At 66.0% G+C, this 26,643-nt stretch carries 21 protein-coding genes; 17 read left to right on the top strand and 4 right to left on the bottom strand.

The window, feature by feature from the left end; translation table 11 throughout:
* Positions 1-196: 196 nt before the first annotated feature.
* The 15 genes from rpsT to A7X65_RS43020 all read left to right on the top strand — a co-directional run bounded on the left by rpsT (position 197) and on the right by A7X65_RS43020 (position 19,593).
* Positions 197-463 (top strand): 30S ribosomal protein S20, encoded by a 267-nt coding sequence (gene rpsT / locus A7X65_RS14695; RefSeq protein WP_027563963.1) that lies wholly within the window; start codon positions 197-199, stop codon positions 461-463.
* A 1,243-nt stretch (positions 464-1,706) separates the two neighbouring features.
* The gene (gene dnaA / locus A7X65_RS14690) at positions 1,707-3,119 is read left to right on the top strand and encodes a chromosomal replication initiator protein DnaA (protein WP_063685906.1); all 1,413 of its coding nucleotides are present in this window, start codon (positions 1,707-1,709) and stop codon (positions 3,117-3,119) included.
* Between the two features lie 268 nt (positions 3,120-3,387).
* Positions 3,388-4,506: a DNA polymerase III subunit beta gene (gene dnaN, locus A7X65_RS14685; RefSeq protein ID WP_063685904.1), complete on the top strand. Its 1,119-nt coding sequence runs from the start codon at positions 3,388-3,390 to the stop codon at positions 4,504-4,506.
* Positions 4,507-4,614: 108 nt separating this feature from the next.
* Positions 4,615-5,751, top strand: a complete 1,137-nt coding sequence (gene recF, locus A7X65_RS14680; protein WP_063685902.1) for a DNA replication/repair protein RecF — start codon at positions 4,615-4,617, stop codon at positions 5,749-5,751.
* A gap of 119 nt (positions 5,752-5,870) precedes the next feature.
* Positions 5,871-6,614 carry a hypothetical protein gene (locus A7X65_RS14675; RefSeq protein WP_063685900.1) on the top strand — a complete coding sequence of 248 codons (744 nt, stop codon included), beginning with the start codon at positions 5,871-5,873 and terminating at the stop codon, positions 6,612-6,614.
* A gap of 136 nt (positions 6,615-6,750) precedes the next feature.
* Entirely contained in the window at positions 6,751-8,895 is a 2,145-nt protein-coding gene (locus A7X65_RS14670) for a hypothetical protein (protein ID WP_063685898.1), read from the top strand.
* A 198-nt stretch (positions 8,896-9,093) separates the two neighbouring features.
* Entirely contained in the window at positions 9,094-9,726 is a 633-nt protein-coding gene (locus tag A7X65_RS14665; RefSeq protein WP_347336379.1) for a hypothetical protein, read from the top strand.
* A gap of 274 nt (positions 9,727-10,000) precedes the next feature.
* The gene (gene gyrB / locus A7X65_RS14660) at positions 10,001-12,436 is read left to right on the top strand and encodes a DNA topoisomerase (ATP-hydrolyzing) subunit B (protein WP_063685894.1); all 2,436 of its coding nucleotides are present in this window, start codon (positions 10,001-10,003) and stop codon (positions 12,434-12,436) included.
* A gap of 226 nt (positions 12,437-12,662) precedes the next feature.
* Positions 12,663-13,301, top strand: a complete 639-nt coding sequence (locus A7X65_RS14655) for a phospholipid scramblase-related protein (protein ID WP_145657403.1) — start codon at positions 12,663-12,665, stop codon at positions 13,299-13,301.
* 105 nt (positions 13,302-13,406) lie between these two features.
* Positions 13,407-13,874 (top strand): hypothetical protein, encoded by a 468-nt coding sequence (locus tag A7X65_RS14650; protein ID WP_063685889.1) that lies wholly within the window; start codon positions 13,407-13,409, stop codon positions 13,872-13,874.
* 264 nt (positions 13,875-14,138) lie between these two features.
* On the top strand, positions 14,139-15,434 hold the full coding sequence (gene murA, locus A7X65_RS14645; protein WP_063685887.1) for a UDP-N-acetylglucosamine 1-carboxyvinyltransferase: 1,296 nt from the start codon (positions 14,139-14,141) through the stop codon (positions 15,432-15,434).
* A 211-nt stretch (positions 15,435-15,645) separates the two neighbouring features.
* Positions 15,646-17,040, top strand: a complete 1,395-nt coding sequence (locus A7X65_RS14640) for an MATE family efflux transporter (protein WP_063685874.1) — start codon at positions 15,646-15,648, stop codon at positions 17,038-17,040.
* Positions 17,037-17,525 carry a DUF2867 domain-containing protein gene (locus A7X65_RS14635; RefSeq protein WP_063685872.1) on the top strand — a complete coding sequence of 163 codons (489 nt, stop codon included), beginning with the start codon at positions 17,037-17,039 and terminating at the stop codon, positions 17,523-17,525. The genes A7X65_RS14640 and A7X65_RS14635 overlap by 4 nt, the downstream gene beginning before the upstream one ends.
* Positions 17,522-18,172 carry a 2-hydroxychromene-2-carboxylate isomerase gene (locus A7X65_RS14630; protein WP_063685870.1) on the top strand — a complete coding sequence of 217 codons (651 nt, stop codon included), beginning with the start codon at positions 17,522-17,524 and terminating at the stop codon, positions 18,170-18,172. Before A7X65_RS14635 ends, A7X65_RS14630 begins: the two co-directional genes overlap by 4 nt.
* Before the next feature lie 107 nt (positions 18,173-18,279).
* Positions 18,280-19,593: an SMI1/KNR4 family protein gene (locus tag A7X65_RS43020; protein ID WP_063685868.1), complete on the top strand. Its 1,314-nt coding sequence runs from the start codon at positions 18,280-18,282 to the stop codon at positions 19,591-19,593.
* 9 nt (positions 19,594-19,602) lie between these two features.
* Here A7X65_RS43020 and A7X65_RS14620 read toward each other — a convergent pair whose 3' ends face one another.
* Positions 19,603-20,718, bottom strand: coding sequence for an FUSC family protein (locus tag A7X65_RS14620; RefSeq protein ID WP_063685866.1), 1,116 nt, complete (start codon positions 20,716-20,718; stop codon positions 19,603-19,605).
* A gap of 119 nt (positions 20,719-20,837) precedes the next feature.
* On the opposite strand from A7X65_RS14620, the gene A7X65_RS14615 reads away from it, so the two are divergent.
* Positions 20,838-22,205 carry an MmgE/PrpD family protein gene (locus A7X65_RS14615; RefSeq protein ID WP_063685864.1) on the top strand — a complete coding sequence of 456 codons (1,368 nt, stop codon included), beginning with the start codon at positions 20,838-20,840 and terminating at the stop codon, positions 22,203-22,205.
* Positions 22,206-22,401: 196 nt separating this feature from the next.
* Here A7X65_RS14615 and A7X65_RS14610 read toward each other — a convergent pair whose 3' ends face one another.
* From A7X65_RS14610 to A7X65_RS14600, 3 genes are all read right to left on the bottom strand, one after another.
* Positions 22,402-23,829 carry a serine hydrolase domain-containing protein gene (locus A7X65_RS14610; RefSeq protein WP_063685862.1) on the bottom strand — a complete coding sequence of 476 codons (1,428 nt, stop codon included), beginning with the start codon at positions 23,827-23,829 and terminating at the stop codon, positions 22,402-22,404.
* A gap of 146 nt (positions 23,830-23,975) precedes the next feature.
* Entirely contained in the window at positions 23,976-25,037 is a 1,062-nt protein-coding gene (locus A7X65_RS14605) for an AraC family transcriptional regulator (RefSeq protein ID WP_063685860.1), read from the bottom strand.
* 52 nt (positions 25,038-25,089) lie between these two features.
* Positions 25,090-25,659, bottom strand: coding sequence for a GNAT family N-acetyltransferase (locus A7X65_RS14600; protein WP_063685858.1), 570 nt, complete (start codon positions 25,657-25,659; stop codon positions 25,090-25,092).
* A 65-nt stretch (positions 25,660-25,724) separates the two neighbouring features.
* On the opposite strand from A7X65_RS14600, the gene A7X65_RS14595 reads away from it, so the two are divergent.
* A complete protein-coding gene (locus tag A7X65_RS14595) occupies positions 25,725-26,642 on the top strand; it encodes a pirin family protein (protein WP_063685856.1) in 918 nt (305 codons plus the stop codon).
* Position 26,643 lies beyond the last annotated feature (1 nt).

Raw genomic sequence — 26,643 nt, 5'->3', positions numbered from 1 at the left:
TCTATAAGGGCGCCAACTGGCGGCGGGCGCAATCCTGCCGCCGCTGTTCTTTGAGCAGTTGCAGGCTGTTTAGGCCTCATGTTCCGGGGACGGCCCAGCAACCGAACACCCTAAATCCGAGCGTCGATTCCGCGGTCAAGCAAGCCGGCGCTACCCGACCAAGACGCGACCGGTACCCGCAAAGGATATTGAGACCATGGCCAATACCACTTCCGCCAAGAAAGCGACGCGCAAGATCGCCCGCCGCACCGCCGTCAACAAGTCGCGCCGCACCCAGATGCGCGGCGCCGTGCGCACTGTCGAGGAAGCCATCGCGACCGGCGACCGCGCTGCCGCCGTCAAGGCGCTGGCGAATGCCGAGCCCGCGCTGATGCGTGCTGCGCAGCGCAACATCATTCACAAGAACAACGCCAGCCGCAAAGTCTCGCGCCTCACCGCGCAGATCGCCAAGCTCGCCAAGTAAGTTGCGACATCATCTGATCGGTTGATCCGGTCGGCACGACAAAGAGCCCGGCATCGCGCCGGGCTTTTTTGTTGCCTGTCATATTCACGCAAGCATCCATCCGCCTCGCAATCTCCGAGTGGAAGATTTGCCTCGTCCGCATTATGATGCGCTCCGTAGTTTTACTGCGGGAGTTTTTGCAACAGCGGAAACCTTCACTGCGTTGCGAAAAACCCCTGCGGCGCGGGGCTAAGATGAATCCTAGCGGGCAGAAGTTCTGCACACCGTAGATTCACCGGAACACTACTGCCGGTGGAGTTACCCTCCGAAACGAGACTCAAAAAGCGATGTCTCGCTAATCACTTATCGACATAGCAATCACAAGCATTTGGAAAATTCCCCCGCGCGTCGCGCGCGTGACGCTTTTGTAAAAATTTTTTGGCGACGAGCGAGAATTGTCACATGAGACACGCCGTTTTCGAATCTGTGCACGAATCCAAAAACTTGCTTCGTAACCTGTGAACAAGTCCCGCGCGGCGTTAACGCTGGTCAAGTTTTTAGATGCCTCAAGTCTGAATCAATTTCGTTGCGAGTCTTTCCGCATAGTGTATTCCTTAAGTCGTCAGCGGCGCCCACGATCTTGAGACCAGCGCGGTATCGGAAACGGGGCGAGCGTGCAAATCGGCGGCGGTGTGCACGTTGGCGACGCATCAACAAGCGATAGTCGGTTCACAACCCACATCACGTGGGAACGGTAGATCTTTGTCTGAATGTCTCCAAGCAGGATGTTTCGCATCCTGCTCGCGCCAGGCGCAAACGAGAGACGTCGCGAAGCTACCCCGGCACGCATGAGGGCGAAGTCGAGCGGACGACACGTACACGGGCAGGCATCCGCGAGACCAAGACAACCGCGGATGTCTTATGGACACGCAGGACCTTGCCGTGAGCAATCACGGCAGGACGGGGAGGTATCATGTCTTACGGACTCAACGCGGTATTGAAGCACGTCGCCCATTCGACCGATGCCGGTTTAATTCAGTCCGACCTCCAGCCTCCCGTGTGTGACGGAGCGCCGAGTACGCGCTGACCTCGCGAACCCTCCATCTCTGACATCGCTGACCGGACGCGGCGTTCTCGCCGAACGGCCGAGCCATGCCTGACGATGGGCTCGCTTTGAGGTCGCTCCATGCCAGAAACCCTGATGGCAGGAACTCTGCATGGCGCTCACCACGCAACTAAATCTCTCAAGAGAAGTTTTTTGACGATGAACACATCGGAACAGGATCGCTGGTCGCGCGTGAAGAACCGGCTGCGCTCGAACGTTGGCGAAGACGTCTATACGAGCTGGTTTGCCCGCATGGATCTGGAAGGCGTGCAGGATGAGAGCGTACGGCTCTCGGTTCCCACGCGCTTCCTGAAGAGCTGGATCCAGGCTCATTATGCCGAGCGCGTGCTGTCGTGCTGGCAGGCCGAGATGCCCGAAGTGCATCGCATCGACCTCACCGTTCGCTCCGCGGTGCGCCCTGTGGTGCAGCCGAAGGAAGCGCCCGCGCCGGTCGAGGCACGCCGCGTGCCTGCTCCCGAGCTGCGTTCCACCGCGACCGCGCCGGTCTCGGCCAATCATGATGCGCTCGGCGGCTCGCCGCTCGATCCGCGCCTGACCTTCGCGAGCTTCGTCGTCGGCCGCTCCAATACGCTGGCCCATGCGGCCGCGCGTCAGGTCGCCGAGGGTCGCCGCGGTGATCCCGTCATGTTCAACCCGCTCTACATCCATGCCGGCGTCGGCCTCGGCAAGACGCATCTGCTCCAGGCCGTGACCTGGGCCGGCAATTCCGGCAACGAGCGCAAGGTGCTGTATCTCACCGCCGAGAAGTTCATGTACGGCTTCGTCGCCGCGCTGAAGACGCAGACGGCGCTCGCCTTCAAGGAAGCGCTACGCGGCATCGACGTGCTCGTGATCGACGATCTGCAGTTCCTGCAGGGCAAGTCGACCCAGGCCGAGTTCTGTCACACGCTGAACGCGCTGATCGACGCCGGCCGCCAGGTCGTGATCGCGGCCGACCGTCCGCCGTCCGATCTCGAGAGCCTGGACGATCGCGTCCGCTCGCGGCTTGCCGGCGGCCTCGTGGTCGAGATGGGCTCGCTCGGCGAGGAGCTGCGTCACGGCATTCTCAAGTCGCGCGTCGCCGCCGCCCGCGCGCACCATGCAACCTTCGACGTGCCGGAGGAGGTGCTGCATTATCTCGCCCGCACCATCACCCATAACGGCCGGGATCTCGAAGGCGCCATCAACCGCCTGCTGGCGCATTCCAAGCTCAACAACCAGCCGGTGACGCTGGAGATGGCCGAGCGCGAGGTGCGCGACCTGGTCCGGCCGCAGGAGCCGAAGCGGATCAAGATCGAGGACATCCAGCGCGTCGTGGCACGGCAGTACAATGTCAGCCGCTCCGACCTGCTCTCCTCGCGACGTACCGCCAACGTGGTCCGCCCGCGCCAGGTGGCGATGTACCTCGCCAAGACGCTGACCCTGCGCTCGCTGCCGGAGATCGGCCGCCGCTTCGGCGGACGCGACCACACCACGGTGCTGCACGCGGTCCGCAAGATCGAGGCGCTGGTCTCCAAGGACACCGCGCTGTCGGAGGAAGTGGAATCGCTGAAGCGCCAGCTTCAGGAATAAAGGCCTAGGCCTCCTGCCATTCTCCCGCCGCCCCGGCCACGCCTGGGCGGCGGTTTTCGTTCGGGCGGTAAATCGTGGGAATCGTGCGGAACTGACCCCCGATCCCTTGAATCCGGGGGCCATCCGAGCCACCTTGCGCGACCCTGACGGCTTTGGTCATATCGGCTGGATGATCCGGCCTGTCGGGGTCATCGGTGCCGCGGCGGGCTTTTTGGGGCGCCCGGCTTTTCCAACGTTAGGTTTCCTTGGGGATCGGGCGAGTAGTGCAATGAAGGTTACGGTCGAACGCGCGCAACTCCTGAAGTCATTGGGCCATGTCCACCGCGTGGTCGAGCGCCGCAACACGATCCCGATCCTCGGCAACGTGCTGGTGCGGGCCGAGAATGCCAAATTGTCGCTGAAGGCGACCGACCTCGACCTCGAGGTGACCGAGACGCTGGCGGCGGAAACCGCGACCGCGGGGTCCACCACCGTGCCGGCGCACATGTTCTACGACATCGTGCGCAAGCTGCCCGACGGCTCGCAGATCGTGCTGGAAGCCGACGGCGACCGCGCCGTGCTGGCGATCCGCGCCGGCCGCTCGCGCTTCACGCTGCAGACGCTGCCGGAGAACGATTTCCCGGACCTGGCCGCCGGCGACATGTCGCATTCGTTCTCGCTCGCCGCCAAGGACATCAAGCGGCTGATCGACCGCACCCAGTTCGCGATCTCGACGGAAGAGACGCGCTACTACCTCAACGGCATCTATCTGCACGCCGCCGGCACAGCGAAGGCCGCAACCCTGCGCGGCGTCGCCACCGACGGCCATCGCCTCGCCCAGCTCGACCTCGTGCAGCCCAAGGGCGCCGAGGGCATGCCCGGCGTCATCGTGCCACGCAAGACGGTCGGCGAGGTGCAGCGCCTGATCGAGGACACCGACGCCGAGATGACGATCGAGCTGTCGCAGGCCAAGATCCGCTTCACCATCGGCAACGTCGTGCTGACCTCGAAACTGATCGACGGCACCTTCCCGGACTACGGCCGCGTCATCCCACAGGGCAATGACAAGGAGCTCGTCGTCGACAAGAAGGATTTTGAGAACGCGGTCGACCGCGTCTCGACGATTTCCAGCGAGCGCGGCCGCGCGGTGAAACTGTCGCTGTCGGCGGGCAAGCTGGTGCTGTCGGTGACCAACCCGGATTCCGGCAGCGCGACCGAAGAGCTCGAGGTCGAATACGCCTCCGACGCCCTCGATATCGGCTTCAACTCCCGCTACCTCCTCGACATCGCCGCCCAGATCGAAGGCGACGTCGCAACGCTCAGGCTCGCCGACCCCGGCTCGCCGACGCTGGTGCAGGACAAGGACGACAAGAGCGCGCTGTACGTGCTGATGCCCATGCGGGTGTGAGACCTACCGGCATCCATACCTATCGACTACATCGTCATGGCCGGGCTCGTCCCGGCCATCCACGTCTTCGGAGCCAGGAACGTGGGTGCCCGGCAATGACAGAGTGACATGACCCCCTCCCGCATTCATCGCCTGACGCTGACGCATTTTCGCAATTATCGGGCGGCGGGGCTCGAGACGGCGGCTGACATGGTGGCGCTGGTCGGGCCGAACGGGGCGGGCAAGACCAATTGCATCGAGGCGATCTCGTTCCTGTCGCCGGGCCGGGGCTTGCGCCGCGCTACGCTGGAAGACGTCGCGGACAACCAGGGCGACGGCTCCTGGGCGGTGTCGGCGCAGGTCGAGGGCGCGCTGGGGCTGGCGACGCTCGGCACCGGCATCGAGCCGCCGCGCGCGGACAGCCCGGTGAGCCGGCGCTGCCGCATCGACCGCGAGCCCGTGAATTCCGCGGCCAGCTTCGGCGACCACATCCGCATGGTGTGGCTGACGCCGGCGATGGACGGGCTGTTCATGGGCGCAGCCTCCGAGCGCCGGCGCTTCTTCGATCGCCTGGTGCTCGCCATCGACAGCGATCATTCCAGCCGCATCAACGCGCTCGAACGCTCCCTGCGCTCGCGCAACCGCCTGCTCGAGACCCGCAATTACGATGACCATTGGTGTGACGCGATCGAGCGCGAGACCGCCGAGCTCGCCGTCGCGGTCGCCGCCACGCGCGGCCAGACCGCCGCGCGCCTGACCGGCATGCTGAACGCGCGCGCGCAGGCCTCGGCATTTCCGTCCGCGCACATCGCACTCGACGGCTGGATGGAGAACGCGCTGCTGAGCGAGACCGCGACGTCAGTCGAGGACCGCTACCGCCAGATCCTGCGCGACAACCGCGCGCGCGATGCCATCGCCGGCCGCACCACCGACGGCCCGCATCTCACCGATCTCCAGGTCGTCTATGCGCCGAAGAGCATGCCCGCGCGCGACGCGTCCACGGGCGAGCAGAAGGCGCTGCTGATCGGCCTTGTGCTGGCGCACGCCACGCTGGTCGCCGAGATGACCGGCATCGTGCCGCTGCTGCTGCTCGACGAGGTCGTCGCCCATCTCGATCCCAACAGGCGCGCCGCGCTGTTCGACGAGCTGCGCAAGCTCGGCGCGCAGGTGTGGCTGACCGGCGCGGACCCGGCCGCGTTCGCCGAGATCGGCGCGGGCGGCGAAGTCTTTGACGTCGAGAGCGGACGGGTTTCGGCGCGGCGCTAGACTTCGCATTGAACCCGAGCGTTTTCCGTCGCGACTAGCTGCCAGAGGCCGCGCCGACGGTGTCGCAGCCGTTGCTATCGCGACGTCCTTGAAGCGCGCGATTCCCTTGGAGAGTGACAATGCGAACGGTAAGGACCGGGGCTCGCGCCCCGGCACGATGGCGGGCGTTTGCGTGCGGCCTCGCTTTCCTCGGCATCTGCCTGTTCGCGGCAAGCAGCAGCGCCCTGGTGCCGCATCTGTCGGCGCTGTTCTCGGGCGAGCTCACGCCGGATCCCGAGGCCAAGCTGCCCGCGCCGACCCGCTTCAGCTACAGGGGTACCCACACCACCGTGGTGAGCGGCATCGAGGCGCCACTCCGCACCAGGCTCGAGGCCACCGTGCCGGCCGAGCTCGGCGACGTGCTGGCCTTCTACCGCACAGAGCTCGGCAAGCTCGGCTGGCAGGAGACGCACGACGGCGCGGTGATCGCCGCCGACCGCGTGCAGCTCACCTTCGCTTCTCCGCTGGGACCGGCGCTGCTGGAGCTGCAGCGCAAGGACGGCAGCACCGCGGTCGAGCTCGTGCAAAAGAATGCGGACACGGCGACGAAGGCGAACGTCATGCCCGAACCCGGCCAGGCCAAGGTGGTGTTCAGCAACATCGCCGAGACGGAAGCCGTCCTCACGATCGATGCGCGGACCGTCACGCGCGCCCGCGGCACCAATGCCGTCGCGCTGGATCTGCCGCCCGGCAAATATCCGTACGAGGTGACCGTGCCGGGCCATCCGGCCCAGGCCAACACCCTCGTCATTGCGGCCGGCGACACCTGGGAGCTCACGGTGGGACGCGACGGCGACGCGTGGTCACCGCTTCATCTGTATTAAGCCTCCCGCGATCGGCCCCTACCCGGTTGAACCTGCCCGGTTCCTGCCGCGACTTCTGATCTGAGGCCGCGCCGACGGTGTCGCAGCCTGCGAATGCGCGAGGGATCGACCCCGCGCGAAATCCAGGAGTTTTGCGATGTCGATGATCAAGCGCGGGACGCAGGTCCCGGCTCGCTGGCGGCCGCTTGCCTGCGGGCTTTTCCTGATGGCGAGCTGCTCGATTGCGGCCGCCGCCGACGAGGGCATCGTCGACGTCCATGCGCTGCCGCAACTCGAGGGCGCCGTGGAGGACACATCGCGCCCCGATCCCTACCGCGTCGAATATCGCATGCCGACGCCGGAATCGGTGACGTCGCCCGCGGTGAAGAAGATGCTCAGCGCGGCCGGCTGGGTGCCCTATGTGCGCCCGCTGGAAGAGAAGAGCACCACGCTGAATTTCAAGAAGGGACGGCAGGGCCTGTCGGTCCATTTCACGCAAGCGCTCGGCCGGCCCGACCAGTCCGTGGTCTATTACTCGACCGACCGGATCTACGGCAACGTGCCGTTCCCCGACGGCGCGAGCGAGATCATGTTCGACGGCACGCGGCCCTATCTCGGCTGCATCGCCGCGACAGCGCTCGATGCGACGGCGGACTTCTACAAGAGCCAGATGGATGCGATCGGCTGGCAGAAGCTCACGCCGGAAACGGCGGCGCGCTGGACCACGAGCCTCGACGAGACCGTGCCGAACGGCGTGCGCGCGTTCTACGCGCATCCCGACAGCGAGGTCACCGGCTTCTACAGGCAGAAGCCCGTCATGCTGACGCTGACGCGCCGTGACGACGGCCGCACCAATGTCGACATCCGCGTCGCGCCCTTCGCGCTGCCCGCCGAGCTCAAGGCCGACAGCGATCTGGCCGGCCTGCCGCGGCCGAATCCGACCAAGTCGGCCAAGAGCCTCGGCGGCGCGTCGTCTGCCAAGCGCGAAATGTCGGCCGCGGTGATGGCCGATCTGCCCGCCGTGCTCGCGTTCTACCATCGTGAGCTCGCCGCACGCGGCTGGCAGGTGAATGGCAGCGTACCGCTCGCCGCCGGCGACGAGGTCGCCATCAAGGTCTCCAACGCCGAGGAAACCGGCGTGCTGCGGATCGGCCGCAAATATGATTTCACCATGGTCAGCATGGCGACCCAGCTGACGGAAGCCGCGCTTGCGGCCCGGCTCAAGGCCAAGAAGGAAGCCGACGAGAAATTCTTCAGCGATGCCCTGGGTGCGGCCAAGCAGCTCATCACCGCCGACGAGGCGCGGCGCAAGGTGCAGGCGGCCGCGCTGTCCGATGCGCCGCTCAATGCGCTCGCCGACAGCAAGACGCCGGTGCCGCTGCCGGAGAACGCCGAAGGTGTGAAGTTCGAAGGCGGCGACGGCAGCCTCGAATTCTCGTCGGCCTCGAGCGTGAAGGCGCTGACCGCGTTCTACCGGGCCTCGCTGAAGCCGATGGGCTGGAACGAGCGGCCCTCGGTCATCAACCAGCCCAACATGGCGATGCTGGAGTTTGCCAAGAGCGGCAAATCGATCTCCTTCACGGTGATGCAGATGGGTCCCAAGGTGCGGGTCAGCGCCGAGGGATCGGGCCTCAAAATGGCCGTCGCCAAACCCGCGGAGGTGCAGGCCAAATCGTCCGAGCCGCTCAAGCCCGACACCGAGTCCCAATTGCCCGTTCCGACGCAGCGCTCGTCGACCTCGCTCGCCACCACCAAGCTGCCGGGCACGGAGATGCCGTTCCGCCGCGAGCTGGAAGCGAGCATCCCGGCCCCGCTCGGCGACGTGCTGGCGTTCTACCGCACCGAGCTTGGAAAGCTCGGCTGGCAGGAAAAGACCGACGGCGCGGTCGTGTCCGCGGAACGCGCTCAGATCGACTTCACCTCGCCGCAAGGCCCCGCCGTGCTCAAGCTCGGCCGCGCCAAGGGCGAGACCACGGTCAACCTGGCGCAGAAGAATCCGGAGGCCGCGACCAAGGCCGACATCATGCCGAAGCCCGGCCAGGCCCGGGTGATGTTCGGCAATATCGGACCGAAGGAAGCCTCGCTCACGATCAACAAGCAGACCATCAAGATCGCGGCCGGCGCCGGCGGCCCGCAATCGCCGAAGGGCCCGATGCTCGACCTCGCACCCGGCACCTACCAGTACGCGCTGCGTACGCCTGGGCGTCCGGCCCGCAGCGAGACCCTCACGGTCGCCGCCGGCGATGCCTGGGGCCTGATGGTGGGCCCGAGCGGCGACGTGCTGCCGTTGCAGATGTACTGAACCGTACCCCAGCACCTGTACTGGCCGGGTTGAACCTGTCCGGTTCGCGGGGCGACTAGTGATGGCGGCGGCGACCGTATCGCAGCCACTGCCTCGCGCGAGGAGCGCGAGGCGCGACATCCCCGGAGAGCGGATATGGCGACGGCAGGGCGAGGGGCGAAGGTCCCGGCACGATGGCGGCTGTTGGCGTGCGGCCTCTTGCTTCTTGCAAGCTGCTCGCAGGAGCCGCTGACCGCAGCAGATTCCCACGCCGACATGCCGGTGCCGAAGCGATCCAGCCACGGAAATCTCAGCACCACGAAGGTGGACGGCATCGAAGTCCCGCTCCGGCTCGAAGTCAAAGCCCAGGTGCCCGCAGACCTCAGCGACGTACTCGCCTTCTACCGCGCAGAGCTCGGAAAGCGCGGCTGGCAGGAAAAGCCTGAGGGCGCGATGGTCGCCGCCGATCGCGCTCGGCTCACCTTCGCCTCCCCCAAGGGGCCGGGCACGCTGAAGCTTGGCCGCGCCAAGGGCGAGACCACGATCGAGCTGGTGCAGCGGAATACCGAGGCCGCGGCCAAGGCCAACTTCCTGCCGATGCCAGGACAGGCGCGGCTGATCTTCGGTTATCTCGTGCCTGATGTGGCTTCGCTGACGATCAACGATCAGACCATCGAAATTGCAGGTGGCGTCAATCACCCGCAAATGCTGGATCTGCCGCCCGGCACGTATCCCTATGCGCTGCAGGTGTCCGGCCATCGGCTGCGCTCCGACACCATTACCGTGGCCGCAGGCGAGACCTGGTCGCTCAGGTTCGATGACGACGACAGGAAATCGGACCAGATCTACTGAGCCCGGCGCCCTGTTTCCGGGCACTCCGGAACAGCCCTCCGCACCCCGCAAAATCCACGCCTTCGAGGAGGCGAAACCGCCTCTCGAATCGGCCTTTTTGCGGGGCCCGAAATCGGCCTTCGGACGCCTTGAAAACCGGCCCAAAAACCCCATTTAGTCAAAGGGTTGCCGGGAGATACTTTGCGCTAGGCGCAAGCCCTCTTTCGTGGCACAAATAGCTCGCAAATCAGCGCCTTTTGCGCCGCTGATTCGGGCGACATTTCGAAGGCCTCTCATGACAGAACCTGCTCGGCAGCCCGCTGCCGAAAACGAGCCCTCCAATCCGAGCGAATACGGTGCGGAATCGATCCGCGTGCTCAAGGGTCTCGATGCCGTCCGCAAGCGCCCCGGCATGTATATCGGCGACACCGACGACGGCTCGGGCCTGCACCACATGGTGTACGAGGTCGTCGACAACGCGATCGACGAAGCGCTGGCGGGCCACGCCACGCGCGTCGATGTCGTGCTCAACGCCGACAATTCCGTCACCGTGCGCGACGACGGCCGCGGCATTCCTGTCGACATCCACAAGGGCGAAGGCATCTCGGCGGCCGAGGTCATCATGACCCAGCTCCACGCCGGCGGTAAGTTCGACCAGAACTCCTACAAGGTTTCCGGCGGTCTGCACGGCGTCGGCGTCTCCGTCGTCAACGCGCTGTCGAGCAAGCTCGGCTTGCGCATCTGGCGCGACGACAAGGAGCACTACATCGAGTTCGCCCATGGCGATGCGGTCGCACCGCTGAAGGTGGTCGGCGACGCGCCGGGCCGGCGCGGCACCGAGGTGACGTTCCTGGCCTCGACCGAGACGTTCAAGAACGTCGAATATGATTTCGCTACCCTCGAGCATCGCCTGCGCGAGCTCGCTTTCCTCAATTCCGGCGTCAACATCATCCTCTCCGACATGCGCCATGCGGTCGAGAAGCGCGAGGAGATGCACTATTCCGGCGGCGTCGAGGAGTTCGTCAAATATCTCGACCGCAACAAGAAGGCCCTGGTGCCCGCGCCGATCATGGTGCGCTCGGAAGCCAATGGCATCGGCGTCGAGGCCGCTCTGTGGTGGAACGACAGCTACCACGAGAACGTGCTGTGCTTCACCAACAACATCCCGCAGCGTGACGGCGGCACCCATCTCGCCGGCTTCCGCGGCGCGCTGACGCGCCAGGTCAACGGCTATGCCGAGGCCAATGCGAAGAAGGAAAAGATCGCGCTGACCGGCGACGACTGCCGCGAAGGCCTCACGGCCGTGCTGTCGGTGAAGGTGCCCGATCCGAAATTCTCGTCGCAGACCAAGGACAAGCTGGTGTCCTCGGAAGTGCGTCCCGTGGTCGAGAACGTCCTCAACGAGGCGCTCCAGGCCTGGTTCGAGGAGCATCCGAGCGAAGCCAAGATGATCGTCGGCAAGGTGATCCAGGCCGCCGCTGCCCGCGAAGCCGCGCGAAAGGCGCGCGAGTTGACGCGCAAGAGCCCGCTCTCGGTCTCCTCGCTGCCCGGCAAGCTCGCCGACTGCCAGGAAAAGGATCCGGCCAAGTCCGAACTCTTCATCGTCGAGGGTGACTCGGCAGGCGGCAGCGCCAAGCAGGGCCGCAATCGCGAATTCCAGGCCGTCCTGCCGCTGCGCGGCAAGATCCTCAACGTCGAGCGTGTCCGCCCGGACAAGATGCTGTCGTCGGAGCAGATCGGCACGCTGATCACCGCGCTCGGCACCGGCATCAGCGACGAGTTCTCGGTCGACAAGCTGCGCTACCACAAGATCATCGTGATGACGGACGCCGACGTCGACGGCGCCCATATCCGTACGCTGCTCTTGACCTTCTTCTACCGGCAGATGCGCGACATCATCGACGGCGGCTATCTCTATATCGCCCAGCCGCCGCTCTATAAGGTCAGCAGAGGCAAGTCCGAGCAGTACCTGAAGGACGAGCGCGCGCTGGAAGACTATCTGATCGATGCCGGTCTCGACGACTGCGTCTACATCCCCGGCAACGGCGGCGACCGCTCGGGGCGCGATCTGCGCGCGCTGGTGGACGATGCCCGCGTGGTCCGCAGCATCCTGCGCAATCTGCACAGCCGCTATAACCGCAAGGTGGTCGAGCAGGCCGCGATCACCGGCGTGCTGAACAAGTCGGTTTACGGCAACCCCGAGAACGCCACGGCCGCCGCGCAGTACATTGCGACCCGGCTGGACAGCCAGGCCGAGGAGGTCGAGCGTGGCTGGGTCGGCCAGTTCGTCGAGGGCCAGGGCTTCCTGTTCGAGCGCACCGTGCGCGGCGTCAAGGAAGCCGCCATTATCGACGACGCGCTGCTCGGCTCGGCCGAAGCCCGCAAGCTCGACGAGTACGCGTCCAAGCTCCAGGACGTCTACGCCCGCTCCGGCAAGCTGCGGCGCAAGGACTCTGAGCACGTGGTGCACGGTCCGTCCGACCTGTTCGAGGCGGTCACCGATTCCGGCCGCAAGGGCATCACGCTGCAGCGCTACAAAGGCCTGGGCGAGATGAATCCCGAGCAGTTGTGGGAGACCACGCTCGACACCGAGGTGCGCTCGCTGCTGCAGGTGAAGGTCAAGGAGGTCGACGAGGCCGACGACATCTTCACCAAGCTGATGGGCGACGTGGTCGAGCCGCGCCGCGACTTCATCCAGGAACATTCGCTGAGCGCGACGATCGATATCTGAGGCCACGCCGCTTCGGCAGCGTCATGGCCGGGCATAGCCGTCCGAAGGACGGCGTCGCTTCCGCTTGCCTATGACCCGGCCATCCACTCCGTATTTCGCGGAACAAAGAGCGTGGATGCCCGGGACAAGCCCGGGCATGACGACTGGGGCAACAGCGCCCCCTGAACCTCCCCACCTGCCATCGCGACAAAATGGCGTAGCCGGCACCGGGAGAGGGTCCGAACGCATGTTGTCGACTTTAGCTGGCCAGCGCCAAATGTACGTGCAGCAGGCCTTCGAACTGGCCGAGCTGTTCGGTTTCGAGACCCGCAACAAATACCGCATCCGCGACGAGAACGGTCGCGATCTGCTCTATGCGGCTGAACAGCAAAAGGGACTTCTCGGTTTCCTGTGGCGCCAGGCATTCGGGCATTGGCGCTCTTTCGAGATCCATTTTTTCGACAACACCCGACAGCCGGTCATGCGCGGGGTTCATCCCTTCCGCTGGTTCTTTCAGTGCCTGGAGCTGCATTCGCGCGACGGCCGCCTCATCGGAACCATCGAGCGTCAGTTTTCGATTCTCACCAAGAGCTTCCATGTGATCGATGCGCAGGGGAGAGTGGTGCTCGAGGTCAGTTCGCCATTCTGGCGCGTGTGGACGTTTCCGTTCATGCGCGGAGCGCAAGAGCGCGCGCGCGTTGCGAAAAAATGGTCCGGCCTCGGCTCTGAACTGTTTACGGACCGCGATAGTTTTCTCGTGGAATATTTGGAACCCGGCCTGACCGAAGATGAGCGAGCGCTGGTTCTCGCGGCTGCGATCTACATCGATCTCATGTTCTTCGAAGTCAAAGGCGAGGGCGGCGCAATCAATTGGCTGCGCAATTGAAGCGCCTCGCGGCAACACCAGGCGTTCCCCTGAACCTCGCCAGCCGCCAACGCGACGAAACGGCATGACCCCGCAAGGCCAATTCCGGCCGGGGAGTGTCACGCCATGACCGCCTCTGCAACGACCAACTCCGCCGTGCCATCCCGCCGTCTCGGGATCATCGGCAGCATGGTCGGTGTGCTGGCGCTGATGGCGGCGGTGCTGCCGCACTGGGTCGTGCCCATGGTGTTTCCGCCGCCGCCGGCGGACCAGGTCATCGTCGACACCGGGCATCGTATCAAGGACCGCGTGATCGCGCGCGTGAAGGGCGTCGAGTACCAGGCGCCGAAGGTCGAAAAATCCGCAGGCCGAAGCTGGAGCGAAGCCGCGTCCGCCACCGCGATCTCGCTCGGCCTGCTCGCCATCCTGCTCTCGGTGCTCTCGCTGATTTTCCGGGAGGAGCGCCTCCTCGCCGGTGTCGCCGCCCTGCTCGGCACCGGCGCCATCGCGATCGAAATCTCCTTCGTCATGATCGGCGCGCTGATCCTGATCGCAATCCTCTACGTGGTCGGCAATATCATCGGCCTGCTCTGAGGGGGCTTGCCACAAGCTCCCGTCCTCATCCTGAGGAGCCCGCTGAAAGCGGGCGTCTCGAAGGATGGCTTCAGGCGAGAGCCGGGCCTTTCATGGTTCGAGACGCGCGTTCCGCGCTCCTCACCATGAGGGGTTGGCAGTGTCTTCCGGAGCCGGCAGGCCGGCCCTCGGCCCCGCCCAGCGCAATTGCTACCGCGCGCAATTCCCTATAGTTTCCGCCCGAAACAGGCCCCGCCCCACCCCATCAGGACAGCGAGAATCCATTTGGCGCCCATCCAGTACATCGTCGAGGGCGGTCACCGGCTCTCGGGCTCGATCGAGCCGTCCGGCAACAAGAATTCGGCGCTGCCGATCATCGCCGCCGCCCTGCTCACCGAGCACCCGGTGACGCTGGAGAACGTGCCGCGGATCCGCGACACCGAGACGCTGGTCGAGCTGATCCGCTCCGTCGGCGCCGCGGCGGAGTGGACCGCCCGCAACACGCTCCATATCCACGCCAAGAGCATCAGCGCGGCCGACCTCGACCCCGAGTTGTGCGTGCGCATCCGCGCCTCGATCCTGCTCGCCGGCCCCCTGCTCGCCCGCTGCGGCGAAGTGATGCTGCCGCCGCCCGGCGGCGACGTCATCGGCCGGCGACGGCTCGACACCCATGTGCTGGCGCTGGAACAGTTGGGTGCGAAGGTCACCGCGACCGACCGGCTCGAATTCCGCGCCGCCAAGCTCGCGGGCGCCGACGTGTTCCTCGACGAGCCCAGCGTCACCGCGACCGAGAACGCGCTGGTCGCGGCGGTCGCCGCCGACGGCATCACCTATCTGCGCAACGCCGCCTCCGAGCCGCATGTGCAGGACCTCGCCAATTTCCTGGTCGCGCTCGGCGCGAAGATCGAGGGCATCGGCACCAACACCATGATCATCCATGGGCCCGCGACGCTCGGCGGCGCGACCTACCGGATCCAGCCCGACCATATCGAGGTCGGCTCGCTGATCGGCCTTGCCGCCGTGACGCGCTCGCCCTTGCGCATCACGCGCGCCGGCGTCGAGCATTTGCGCTCGATCCGCATGGGCTTCGAGCGTCTCGGCATCGTCTGCCGGGTCGAGGGCGACGATCTCATCGTGCCCTCAAACCAGACATTGAAGATCCAGGACGATTTCGGCGGCCACGTGCCGAAGCTGGAAGACCAGCCCTGGCCCGCCTTCCCGGCCGACCTGATGTCGATCGCGATCGTCACGGCCACGCAATGCGAGGGCGTGATCCTGATGTTCGAGAAGATGTTCGAGTCCCGGATGTTCTTCGTCGACAAGCTGATCGCGATGGGCGCGCGTATCGTTCTCTGCGACCCTCATCGCGCCATCATCGCCGGCCCGAGCCGGCTGCACGGCGCGACCATGACCTCGCCCGACATCCGCGCCGGCATGGCGATGCTGCTCGCGGCCGTGTGCGCCGAAGGCACCTCCACCATCAACAACGCCGACCAGATCGAGCGCGGCTACGAGCGCATCGAGGAACGGCTGAACGCGCTGGGCGCGAAGATCAAGCGCGTGCCGGAGCGGAAGGGCTGAGGCGCTTTCTTCCTTCTCCCCTTGCGGGAGAAGGTGGCGCGAAGCGCCGGATGAGGGGTATCTGTCCGCGCATTCAGTGAGAGCTGGACTCGCGGATAGAGACCCCTCACCCGTCTCGCCGCGATGCGGCGATCCACCCTCTGCCACAAGGGGAGAGGGTAAGAGAGCGCAGGCCATGTTTTCGTCGCCCGGCTGTGCTAATGAGCCCGCCATGCTCGACACCGTCCAACATCAATCGCAGCCGCAAGCCGGCGTGCCACGGGGGCTTCTCGCCGAAGAGTTCGTCGAGACGCTGCGGCTGGCCGTGCCGATGATGCTGACGCAGCTCGGGCAGATCGCGATGATCACGACCGATCTCGCGATGATCGGCCACCTCGGCGAGAGCGCGGTTGCCGCGGCGGCGCTGGCGCATACGGTGTATTTCGTCAGCTTCACTTTCGGGCTCGGCCTGATGTCCGCGGTGTCGCCGCTGGCCGCGCAGGCGTTCGGCGCCGGCGATGTCAGGCGCATCCGCCGTTCCTTACGCGTCGGGCTGTGGGCCGCGCTGCTGATCTCGCTGCCGATGATGGCTTCGCCGCTCTATGGCGAGCAGATCCTGCTCGCGCTCGGCCAGGCGCCGCAATCGGCTGCGCTGGCGCAGCGCTATCTCAACGGCCTCGCCTGGGGCATCGCGCCGGCGCTCGGCTTCATCGCGCTGCGCAGCATGATGAGCGCGGTGAACCGGCCGCAGGCGCCGCTGTGGATCACGGTCGCCGCGATCCCGGTCAACGCCGTGCTGGTCTATGCGCTGATCCACGGCCTGTTCGGCCTGCCGGAGCTCGGCCTGTTCGGCGCGGGACTCGGGACCACGCTGGTCAATCTCGGCACCTTCCTCGCCGCGCTCGCCATCGCAGCGATGCGCAAGCCGTTCGCCGACTATCATCCGCTCGTCCATCTCTGGCGGATCGACTGGCCGCTGATGCGCCAGCTCGTCGCGGTCGGCGCGCCGATCTCGTTTTCGCTGCTGCTGGAATATGGCCTGTTCTCCTCGGCCGCGCTGCTGATGGGATTGATCTCGACCACGGCGCTCGCCGCGCACCAGATCGCGCTGCAGGTCACCGCCGTGCTGTTCATGGTGCCGCTGGGTATCGGCATGGCGGCCACGGTGCGCGTCGGCCATGCCTTCGGCCGCGGCGACATGGTCGGCTTGAGGCGCGCGGGCCTCGTCGCGGCCGTGCTCGGGATCGCCTTCGTCTCCACCCTGACCGTCGCCATCATCCTCGGGCGCTACCAGCTGGGCCGGCTGTTCTTCGGCAGCAGCGAGGCCAGCGCGGCAACGGTCGAGCTGACCGCGACATTGCTGCTGGTCGGGGCGACCTTCTTCATCGCCGACGGCCTCCAGACCATCATGGGCGGCGCGCTGCGCGGCATCAATGACACCACGATGACGCTGGTGTTCGCGGCGATCGGCTATTGGTGCGTCGCCTTTCCCGTCGCCTGGCTGCTGGCCTTCAACGCCCATCTCGGCGCGGTCGGCGTCTGGATCGGGTTCTCGGTCGGATCGTTCGTCTATGCCGGGCTTCTGATCTTGCGCTTCCGGATGCTGGCGCGCAGACTGGCGGCATGACCGGACAGGTTCGCGAAATCGCCCCCAATGTCGACGCCGGCGCGGTGCTGGCCGGCGCGCAGTTCATCGACGCGTTTCGCGTCGACATCGGTGCCGCGGCGGTCAACGCCCGCGAGGCCTGCACGCGGATGGTCTTGAACGAGGCGGGCTGGATCAGTGCGCTGGTGCGCCTGCGCAACATTCTCGTCACGCCCTTCGGCCTGAAGACATCAGGCGAAGGCGCGCCCGCGCCCGGCGGCCTGATCGGACTGTTTCCAGTGTTGAGCGAGACGCCGGAGCGGCTGATCGCCGGCTTCAATGATTATCACCTCGATTTTCGCATTGTCGTGGACGTGGCCGGGGATGCACCGAGCCGCGAGGTCACATTGACCACGCTGGTGAAGACCAACAATCTTCTCGGCCGGACCTACCTCATGATCATCACGCCGTTCCACAAGGTCGTGGCCCGCAGCATGATCGGGGGGATCGCGGAGCCGGCGCGATGACGCTGTCCGTCGACCTCTTTTATTCGTTTCGGAGTCCCTACAGCTATCTGGCACTGCCCCGGACGCTGAAGCTGGTCGATGAGTATGATCTCGCGGTGAACTTGCGGCCGGTCTACCCGATCGCGGTCCGCGTGCCCGGCTTCTTCAAGAAGGCCAGCCCGCAATTCGCGCGCTACATCGTGCTGGACAGCCGCCGTGTCGCCGAGCACGCAGGCATTCCGTTCCGCTTTCCCCGGCCCGATCCGATCGTGCAGGACATGACGACGCTCGACGTCGCGGCCGAGCAGCCCTACATCCATCGCCTGACCCGGCTAGGCGCCATGGCGCAGCTCGAGGGCCGCTCGCTCGAATTCACTTATGCGATCGCGCGTGTGCTGTGGGACGGTTCGGTCGCGGGGTGGAACGAAGGCGACCATCTCGCGCGCGCCGCCGCGAAGGCCGGCTTCGACCTCGCCGCCATGGACGCCGCGATCACTGCCGACCCGGATCGCTACGAGCAGGTGATCGCGGAGAACGAGAAGGACCATGCCGCGTCGGGCCATTGGGGCGTGCCGACCTTCGTGTTCGAGAACGAGCCATTCTTCGGCCAGGACCGCATCGACCTCCTGGTCTGGCGCATGGCGGCGAAGGGGCTGGCGAAGCGGTAAAGCCCTACTTGGCTCGAAAGCGCTTTAGCCCGCCGACGTGAACCGATATCTCCAAGCGCGCGACTGAGACGTGGTGCCCCGATGCCGGCGGCGCCTTCGGAGGCCGCATGCATCTGGCAAAATTCTTCCACCGTCCGCCCGGCGACGACGACCGCGAGCTGATGCTGATCCCGGGAAGAGATTCCATGGTGATCGGCGTCCACATGAACTGGAAGGGCGATCCCGATTCGAACGAATTCCTGCGCAAGACATTTTCCGGCATTGCCGACGCGGCCTCGGCGTTTCGCCGTCACGTCGCCGATCTCGTCGCGGCCGGCTATGTCGAGACCAGCCACACCAATTACACGCTGCGCGACCTGCCGCCCGATCCGGAAACCAAGCCGGATTGGCAGAAGGGCCTGGACGAGCTGATGATCCTGGCGCTCGCCGCGCCGATGGACGAGCAGGCAAGGCAGCTCGAGGCGCTCAGGGGCACGCCGGCCGAGCATGAGCCGCTCTATCTCTGGCATGCCGCGCGTCGCAGCTCCTCTGCCGGAGACGACGCGGCACGGACAGTGCGCCTCGCCGAGCAGGCGCGCGACACGCTCCTTGCACGGCGCGCCGCCGGACAGCCGCATTATGCGTGGTCCATCTACGAAGGCGATCTCGAAGGACGCATTCTGGAATTGCTGAGCGACGCCCAGCTCGAGGCCGGCAATCCCGACGCCGCGCTGAAGACGATCGAGCATCTGTGCAAGGTCGCACCGGACCAGGAGCGCATCATCAAGCGCGCCGAGCTGCTCTGCGGCTATTTTCCCGAGCGGCAGGAGGAAGCCTTCGACGATGCCTATCAATGGTCGCGGTTCGGCGGCTACGAGGACATCATGGCGCTGCCCGGCTATGCCGAATATGAAGCACGTCGCAAGGCGACAAAGTCCGCCAAAGGCTGGCGCTGGAAGCGCGGCACGCCCGCCAGCAAGACCGATGTCAGCGCAGCCGAAGAGGCGCTCGGTGTCCGGCTGCCCGACGACTATCGCAATTTCCTGCTGAAGCGCGGCGAGGCCGAGCTCCTGGTGCGGCTGCCGGAATCCTCCTCCGAGCTCCGCTTCTATGCTCCTGGCGAGCTCGCCACGCAGCAACGCAATGTGCTCGACTTCATCGCCCATTCCGAGGACGAGCTCGAAGAGGCCTGCGCCTATTTCCGAAAGGAATACGGCGTGTCGCTGAAGCACCTGGTGCCGGTCGCCGAGCCCTCGCAACTCAGCCGCTGCCTGCTGCTCCATGTCGAGCCCGGCGAGCGCTATGGCCAATGCTTCCAGTGGGACCATGACGGCGCATGGGAGCTGGAGCAGGAGCAGCCGAGTTTTGAAATCGCGCTGAAGGCGCTGACGGATGGCATCGCGCAGCGCGATTCGACGCAGCTCGCGTTCTTCGATCTCTAGAGAAAAGAACTACTCCGCGACGCGCACCGACTTGTCGCTTGCGGCCTCCGACCATTCGCCGACGACGCGATCGAGATCGCAGAGATTCTGGTGCATCTGCTCCAGCGAGAAGCCTAGCGCGAAGAAGCGCTCGGCGGTGTCGCCGGGCTGGCCGCGGATCAGGCCGTCATGGCGGACCGACGCGACGGCCTCGGCGTAGTGCTGGAGCGCGACGTGGACGGGATGGATCGGCGGCGCGCCGGCGCCTTCGCGCAGCGCGCTGGCTGCGGAGCGCAGGAAGCGCGCGATCACGGTCGAGACCTCCGTGAGCGGGCCTGCCAGCCGCGTCTGCACCTCGGCCGGCAGCGGCACCACGGTGGCGCGGCCGATCATCACGACGTCGTGGCGCAGCCGCAGCACGGTGCGCAACAGCGGCCCGGTGTCGGGCCCGCTCGACAGCCGCACCGCGCGCTCGCGCTCGGCTTCAGCGCCGATGGCATTCATGCCCACCATGGCCGTGCCGATGCCGTCCTGGATCCGGTGTAGCGCGTCGTTGTCGCGGCCGCGCGTCAGGCCCGCGAGCAGCTCGGTGAAGGCATCGGCGATCAGCTCGAGCAATTGTGCCGCGGCGGCGCGGATCTGCCGCACCGCGCGCGAGGGCAGCACCAGGAACGAGACCAGCAAGCCGGTGATGGCGCCGACGCCGACCTCGCTGACACGGTCGATCGCCGAGGCCATGGGATCGGAATGATGCATGGTCGGGACCAGCAGCACGATGATCGCGGTCACCGTCGCCGCGTTGAGGCTCGGGTTGATCGCGGCCACGAAGGCGAGCGGCGCGACCGCCAGCACCAGCAGCGCCAACAGGCCCACCTCGGTGGAATAAGGGATCAGGACCGCGATGGCGCCGCCATAGATCGCGCCGCCGATGGTGCCGAGCACGTAGTCGCGCGTCGCCTTCAGCGAGCGGCCGACGCTCAGCTGGGTCACGATCAGCGAGGTCAGCACCGCCCAGAGCGGCAGCAAGAGATGCAGCGCGGTGGCGATGGCATAGGCCGCGGTCGCGGCGACCGTGACCCGGATCGCGAGCCCCAGCTGCGTGCGCCGCGCCCGGACCCGCTCGAACACCTTCCCTGCGAATGCCATGCTCGACTGTCCCGGTCCGATCCCAAATCACCAAAAGCATGGCTGATGCCCGCGGCCGCAAGGCCGCTTGAAAGGCCAAATCAGCCCGCCTAACTTGCGCGCCAAAACGAGGAAACACGATGGCCCACGAAACCGCAACGCTCGCCGCCTATGTCTTCAATCTGAAATACCAGGATATTCCGGCGGAGGTGCTGGAGCGTGCCAAGGTGCTGACGCTGGACTTCCTCGGCAGCGCGATCCGGGCGCGGCGCGAGGCGGAATCCACCCCGTCGATGCTGAAGATGCTGGAGGCGCTGGCGCTCGACACCAAGGGCGAGTCCACCGTGTTCGGCGATACCAAGACCTGGACCCCGGCGGTGGCGGCGCTGCTCAACGGCGCGCTCGGCCATTCCCTCGACTTCGACGACACCCACGCCGATTCCTCGCTGCATCCGAGCGCGCCGGTGGTTCCAGCCGCTTTCGCCGTCGGCGAGATGGTGGGCGCCTCGGGCCGCGACGTGCTGACCGCGATCGTCGCGGGCTATGAGGTGTGCTGCCGGCTCGGCAATGCGCTCGATCCGACCTCGCATTATGCGCGCGGCTTCCACCCGACCGCGACCGCCGGCACCTATGGCGCAGCGGCGGCCGCCGGCAAGCTGTTCGGCCTGTCCGAGAAGCAGCTGGTCGCCGCGTTCGGCGTCTCCGGCAGCCAGGCCGCGGGCTCGCTGCAATTCCTGGTGAATGGCGCCTGGAACAAGCGCTACCAGGTCGGCGCCGCCGCGATGAACGGCGTGATCGCCGCAACGCTGGCGCGCAACGATTTCGTCGGCGCCACCGAATCGGTCGAGGGCAAGCACGGCCTGCTCGCCGGCTACACCGACGATGCCCATCCCGACAAGGCGGTCGCCGGGCTCGGCAACACCTACGAGACCATGAAGATCGGCGTGAAGCCGTATCCGAGCTGCCGCTACACCCATGCCGCGATCGACGCGCTGATCGCGATGCGGCGCGAGCACAATCTGACGCCGGACCAGGTCAAGCGCGTCGAGATCGGCCTGCACCGCAACGGCATCACGCTGACCGGCGATGCCGCGACCAAGCGGCATCCGACGTCGATCGTCGGCGGCCAGTTCTCGATGTTCTTCACCGGCGCGCTTGCGCTCGACCAGGGCTCGTTCGGATGGGACGATTACAACCGCCTTGGCGATGCCGCCATCGACGCGCTCGCCGACAAGTTCGACGTGGTGCAGGACGACCGGCTCGAGGTCGGCCGCACCCATCCATTCGGCGCCCGCGTCAGCATCACCACCGACGACGGCGTGCATGAGCGGCTCTATGCCGATCCCTCCGGCGAGCCGACCTCGTTCCCCGATGCGCAGGCGATGCAGCAGAAGTTCTTGACGCTGGCGCGTCCGGTGCTGAACGCGCGCGCGGAAAAATTCGCCGACGCGATCATGACGCTGGAACGGTTCGATCGCGTGACGAAGGCGACGGAGCTGGGGAGGTAGTCGGCGGCGCGTCTTCTTTCCTTCTCCCCTTGTGGGAGAAGGTGGCGCGAAACGCCGGATGAGGGGCACGTCTCCGCGAAATCAACTGCATTAGAAGTGCGCGGAGAGATACCCCTCACCCGTCTCGCCGCTACGCGGCGAGCCACCCTCTCCCACAAGGGGAGATGGGAAGAAAGCGCCGCACTTCGCGCTTCTCTCAATCCACCCCCGCCAGCTTCCCCTTCTCGCGCGTGGCCGCCACCACGTCGCGCACCAATTCGAACACGCCGTCTGCTTCCGGCGGGGTGTTCGGCGAGCGGCCCAACCGCACGATCACCAGTTTCTCCGACGGGATCACGATGGTGTACTGCCCGATCGTGCCCTTGGCGAAGAAGGCATCGCGCGGCCAGCCGTGATTGACGCGAAACTTCGCGCCAAAACTGTCGTCCTGGTTGGTCCAGAAGCCGGCGCCGATGCCGACCCAGGCATTAGGCGTCGCCGTCGCCGAATAGTTCACCCAACCCTCGGGCAGGATGCGCTTGCCGCCGACGACGCCGTCGTTGAGATAGAGCTGGCCGAAGCGCGCCCAGTCGCGCGCAGATGCGAGCATCTCGCCGGAGCCCTCGATCGTGCCTGCAGCGTCGAGCTGAAGCGTGACGTTGTTCATGCCGAGCGGCGCGAACAATTCGCGGCGCGCAAAGCGGAGCGCGTCAGCGGGCTTGCCGCCTGACGCATCGCGCAGCAGGTGCGCGAGGATGACGAAGTTGCCGTCGTGATAATTCCACACCGTGCCCGGCGCGGTCGCAAGCGGCGTGCGCTCGGCAAAGCTCGCCATATCGTCCTCGGCGTATTTCATGGTGTTGACCGGCTCGAGCACGGAGCCGAGCGAGGCCTGCAACGAACTTCCGAGCGCAAGGCCCGCGGTGTGACGCAGCAACTGATCGACGGTGACGGCATGGCGCGGATCATCCGGATTTTTCCAGGCGGCGACGGGTGCGGGCCCGTCGAGCGTCAACTTGCCCTGGCGCACGAGAATGCCCATCAATGCCGACATCACCGACTTCGTCATGGAGAAGCCGAGCAGCTGCGTCTCCGGTCCGATGCCGTCGGCATAGTGTTCGGCGATGACGCGGCCGGCCTTCATGACGACGATCGCGCGGGTGCGGCGGTAGGGCGGCTGCGCGGGCTCGGCGAAGGCGCGGTCGAGCGCGGCTGCCAGGACCTCGCTTTGCGGAAGCACGAGCCCGCGGCCGGCGATCTCGGGGAGCAACGTGGGCTGCTTATCGTCAGGCGGCAACGCAACGTCGGCGATCCCCGGGCCATGCTCGAGCGCGCAACCAAGTCCTTCACGATAGACGGCATGGCTGCGGCCGATCCCGAACAGGGACACCGTGACATCCTTGCGTGCGCGATCGACCTGAAAATCCATCGCGCGGGTGAGCAGCCCCGCGCCCGGCATCGCGTCGATGGTCTCGGCGAGGTCGTGCACGGGATCGAGGCCGGAGACGAAGACCTCCGAACAGAGCGTGTGGGCGATGAATCCGGTCGCAACCCTGGGCACGTCGCGGGCCCGCGCCATGCCGAACGCGAGGCCGGCACAGGCGATGGCGGTGGTGACAAGGAGGATCTTACGGCGACGGGTCACGGGCTTTCTCCGGCTGCGGGGTGTGTGCCGGAGAGCGAGCCGGATGCGGGCGATACGCGCTCGCCGGATTTGGAAATCGGCCTCGTCGAAACTGATCGGGGCTAGTCGATTTCGAAATTCCTACATGATTCCAATAATATGAAAATCTAGACCGGATCGGCCTTGGGCCGCCGGTACTCCGTCGGCGTCACCCCGGTGACCGCCTTGAAGGCGCGGTTGAAGGGGCCGAGCGACTGGAAGCCGGCGTCCATCGCGATGGTGATGACGGGAACCTCGGCTTGCGCCGGATCGGCGAGCGCGGCCTTGGCTTCCTCGATCCGGTGGTTGTTCAGGAACACATTGAAATTGCGATAGCCGAGCCGCTGGTTGATCAGCCGGCGCAGCCGGTATTCCGGAAGTTTCAGCCGGGTGGCCAATACGCCGATGGTGATGTTCTCCTGGCGGTAGATCCGCTCGTCCGCCATCAGGCGCATCAGGGCGTCGACGAGCTTTTGATCGGCGGAATCATCGGCCGCGGGCTGACTGAAAATAGTCGGCGGCGCAGGCTCCGCCGCGGCCTGAAACAGACCTGCGCCATCAACGCGCATCATGGCATAGACGATCGCCGCGACAGTGCAGGCGAGCACGCCGGCATTGATGGTTTCGGCGACGGCGCCGACGTGGTGGCCGGCGACGGCGATCTGGAGCACCGCATTCAGCCCGCCATAGAGCGCGATCGCGCAGACGATGAAGACACGAACGCGGCGGCGGCGCTCGACCAGGTCGGCCGGCCAGGAGGCAATCATCTGCCCGACCGCAAGCGCGATGAAACCCAGCACGATCAGATTGACCACCGTCACCGAGAATCGCACATGGCCGCTGGGAGCAATCCAGACGCAACCTGCGAAGCTGAAGGCAGCCACCAGCGCCCAGATCAGACCGTGCCACCAGCGGAGGCGAAACTCGTCGTCGAACAGGGCGCGTGTGAACAGCCAGAACACCACGATTGTCCCGGTCGACAACGCGATCAGCGGTGCATGCCAGAGCGGGACGGGCGACGTGACATCCAACGAATAGCTCACGGCATGCGCGACCACGCCCAGCACGAAGGCCGCACCGAGGCGGGCGGCCAGCACATTGCGGAAATCATGTAACAACGACGCCGCCAGCACCAGCAGCAGCGCAACGCTGGCAGCGCGAAAGGCGAACTCGAGATTGGTCAGCAGCATCCCATCGGTCCGATCGTCAGGGCCGCGAACTTAGGTCAGATCGGAGATCGATTCAATTTTGCCGCCACGCCGCGCGCGTGGTGATCCAGGCATCCGCGGGCTTGCCGAACAGATCGATCTCGCGATCCCTCCGTGCGCCCAGGCTGCGCGCCACGGCTTGCGACGGTGCGTTCGCGCTCTCGATGCAATGCATGATCTCGTCGATCTCAAAACTGTCGAACGACCAGTCGATCGACGCCCGGGCGGCTTCGACCGCATAACCCCGGCCGCGAAATTCCGGGGCGATGCCCCAGCCCACTTCGAAGGCGGGCCAGCCCGGCGGACACCAGGGACCAACGCGCCCGGCATATTTGCCGCTCGCCTTTTCCTCGACCACGAACATGCCGAAGCCATAGAGCGCCCAGTGGCCGGATATCACGGCCGCATTACGCCAGCCGGCAATTGCGGTGGCGACCGGCTTGCCGGCCGCGGCGATGAAGCGCGCCGTGCCGGGATCGCTCAGCATCGCCGCATTCGGGGCGATATCGCTCGCGCGCCATGGGCGCAGAATCAGGCGTTCCGTCTCGATTTGGGGACCCGAGGCCTGAAGCAGCACGGCGCCGGGCTTGAGCGGCGGAATCATCACGCGTCTCCCGTTTGCAGCATTGTTCTGCTACGATCATACCAGCAAGAAAACAGGAGTTCACCATGAGCTGGCAACCTTCCAACGATCCCGTGCTCGGCGATCCCATGTCCTGCGACGCGCTCGATCTCGTCATCGTGCCGCGCACGCGCGACCTCGGCGACGGATTTCAGGTGCGGCGCGCGCTGCCGCATGGCAAGCGGCAGATGGTCGGCCCCTTCATCTTCTTCGATCATTTCGGGCCCGTGCAGTTCGTCTCCGGCAAGGGCATGGACGTGCGACCGCATCCGCATATCGGGCTCGCCACAGTCACTTATCTGTTCGACGGCTCGATCATGCACCGCGACAGCGAGGGCAACGTCCAGGAGATCGCGCCCGGCGCGATGAACCTCATGACCGCCGGGCGCGGCATCGCCCATTCCGAGCGCACGCCGGATGCGCAGCGCGCCTCGGGCCAGAAGATGCTGGGCCTGCAGAGCTGGATCGCGCTGCCGGCCGGCTCCGAGGAGATCGATCCCTCGTTCCAGCACTACGGCGCGGGCGATTTGCCGATGATCTCCGAACGCGATTTCACCGCGCGGATGATTGCGGGCTCGTCGTTCGGCATCAAATCGCCTGTGACGATGGTCTCGCCCTGGTTCTACACCGAAGTCACGGCCGCCGCCGGCGCGAGCGTGCCGCTCGACCCCGATCATGAGGAGCGCGCGATCTACATCGTGGACGGCGAGGTCGAGATCGCAAACGAGCGCTATGAGGCGCCGCGACTGCTGATCTTCCGCCCGGGCGACCGCATCACCGTGAAGGCGCTGAAAGCGACGCGGATGATGTTTCTCGGCGGCGATGCGCTGGAGGGGCCGCGCCACGTCTGGTGGAATTTCGTCTCCTCCAGCAAGGAGCGGATCGAGCAGGCCAAGCAGGACTGGAAAACCGGCCGCTTCGCCGCGGTTCCGCAGGAACATGAGTTCATTCCGCTGCCGGAATAGG

The sequence above is a fragment of the Bradyrhizobium stylosanthis genome (assembly GCF_001641335.1).
Taxonomy (GTDB): Bacteria; Pseudomonadota; Alphaproteobacteria; order Rhizobiales; family Xanthobacteraceae; genus Bradyrhizobium; species Bradyrhizobium stylosanthis.
This window is presented reverse-complemented; position numbering and strand designations above follow the sequence as displayed.